The sequence below is a fragment of the Bartonella sp. AU15XJBT genome (assembly GCF_028618615.1).
Lineage (GTDB): Bacteria > Pseudomonadota > Alphaproteobacteria > Rhizobiales > Rhizobiaceae > Bartonella.
On record NZ_JAQITG010000084.1, the window covers coordinates 1 to 2,107 of the forward strand.

Genomic DNA, 2,107 nt, shown 5'->3' on the forward strand with positions numbered 1-2,107 from the left:
ATAACGCATCCCACCGCCTTCAAAACGGCGTGATTTAAAGTCAACGGTGCCACTAAATATGTCACCTCTCCCTCCACACATCGCCCACCCCGTCTTCGTACCTAGATCAAAACAAAGAATCGTGTTAATCACCGCGCCACTCCGTACATAATGTGTTTTATTGGGCTGTTTTTTCCCAAAAATGAAGGAAAGAAGGGTGTAAGAAGTATGCAAGCGGTTTTAAATTGGATAGAACAGCATCCTGTATTATTTTCTGCGTTTTCTGTATTATTTTCTGCACTTTCTTCGGTTGGTGCTTTATTATCCGCAATTTTTGCTTTTCTTTCTATTAAACAGACAGTTAAATCAAGAGAAGAAGATCGAATAGAAGCTGCAAAATTGAGAAAGGAAGATCGAGAAAAAGATGAAAAATTGAGAAAGGAAGATCGAGAAAAAGATGAAAAATTGAGAAAGGAAGATCGAGAAAAAGATGAAAAATTAAGAGAAGAAGATCGAGAAAAATTTAAAACAGAATTAGCTAATGCCATGGACATAGCTAAATCAACTAGAAAACAAGCGGTATCAATGAAAAAGCTTGCCACAGTTCTGGAAAAACAATTAGAGATTTTAGAAGAAAAAAAGCTCCGTGTTACCACACACAGTTCATGGATAAGTGATAATCCTAATGATATCTTTCCAGTAATATATGTATCTTTAATCATTACAAATCCCACAAAACAAACAATTAAAATCAACTCTATCAGCATAAATGATAATAGCCTTTTTACCTTTATGTCCGCGTGCTATCGCGAATTTTCGTATTTACCACAATCACTAGGAACACTACATTACATCCATCCTCAACAGGAAAAACATTTATGCTTAAAGAAACCTCGAGTCGATCCACCCATACATAGCAATATTGATCCATTTAGCCTCAAACCTTCTGGTCTATTAGGACTAATTATTGGTGTTTTTCCTATAGACAGAAACTCAGAAATTCCTTTAATATTGACTATGGAGCACACTGCCGTAGATCCTTTAAATCCACCAGAAAAAGTGACTTTTTGCCCCGAATATTTTAATATTAAACCAAGTAATAAACTATCCGATCTGTTGTGTTCCAAGCTGTTTCAATTCAATAAATAACCGTTTTCCAACATGATGAATAACGCTGTTGTTCCTCAGGGCTTTTTTCAGCCAACTCGGCCCATGTCATTGGCTTTGGTTTCATAAGAAGAAATGATAAATATTGTGCCCTATCCCATTTATTGGCTTCTGCAACTGTAACCGATTGTTTTGCCATAAACCATCTATTGAAATCTTCAATAATTTCAATTGCTTCATTCTTTCTCTGTTCATCCATCATCAATTGTTGCAATATCTTTCGTGCTCTATCATCATCTTTTTCATCACTATATTTATTTATAACTGGAGCTTTTTCTACAAACTCTCTTACAAGCGCACGAACATCTTCAGGCTCTTGAAGAGTTTCATAAATATTTTCATATGATGTTACACATTCTTGCCCTTGTGGATTCTTCGGTAAACGTTTTTTCTTTTCTTCTTGCAATTCTTGTAAATGTTTAATTTTTTTCTCATTCTCTGCTAATTGTCCATCAATCAACGCCCGCTGTGACGCAATTAACTCATCTCGTTCTTTTATTGCTTGTCTAAGCATTTTTATGTTTTTAAAATTGGTATAAACCGCATAACATGAACACAAATTAGCAATACAAGATATAATAAGCGCAATTAAACCCATCTCACTCCTCACTTACTTTTCTTCTTATTCTTCTGAGACTTTTCTTTTACAGATGCATCACGCTGCTTAAGCTCGTCTTTAAGCTTTTTAATTTCTTCCTTAAGGGATCGATTTTCTTCAAATTGACAGCGTAGAGATATGTATTTCCGTTCAAGCGCTCCTTTATGCTCGTCTTTAAGCTTCTCTATTTCTTCATCACGCTGCTTAAGCTCGTCTTTAAGCCGCTCAACTTCTTTTTCATCCTCTGGATTCAGTTTATTCTGTTGGTTCAATTTCTCAATTTGTTCATCAAGGTATTCAATTTCTGCTGTTAGTTTCTCTATAGTTTCACTTTTCTCATCCAACTTTTCTTCATACTCATCT

Annotated in this window: 2 protein-coding genes and 1 pseudogene; 1 reads left to right on the plus strand and 2 read right to left on the minus strand. The window is 35.2% G+C overall.

The features are described 5' to 3' along the window. Positions 1–207 precede the first annotated feature (207 nt). Positions 208–1,128, plus strand: a complete 921-nt coding sequence (locus PVV57_RS10100; protein WP_273784020.1) for a hypothetical protein — start codon at positions 208–210, stop codon at positions 1,126–1,128. Here PVV57_RS10100 and PVV57_RS10105 read toward each other — a convergent pair. Together PVV57_RS10105 and PVV57_RS10110 are read right to left on the minus strand one after the other, a co-directional pair. Further along, on the minus strand, positions 1,118–1,744 hold the full coding sequence (locus PVV57_RS10105) for a hypothetical protein (protein ID WP_273719528.1): 627 nt from the start codon (positions 1,742–1,744) through the stop codon (positions 1,118–1,120). The two genes, PVV57_RS10100 and PVV57_RS10105, sit on opposite strands and share 11 nt — an antisense overlap. A gap of 8 nt (positions 1,745–1,752) precedes the next feature. Further along, positions 1,753–2,107, minus strand: a pseudogene (locus PVV57_RS10110) (hypothetical protein); the annotation flags it as partial.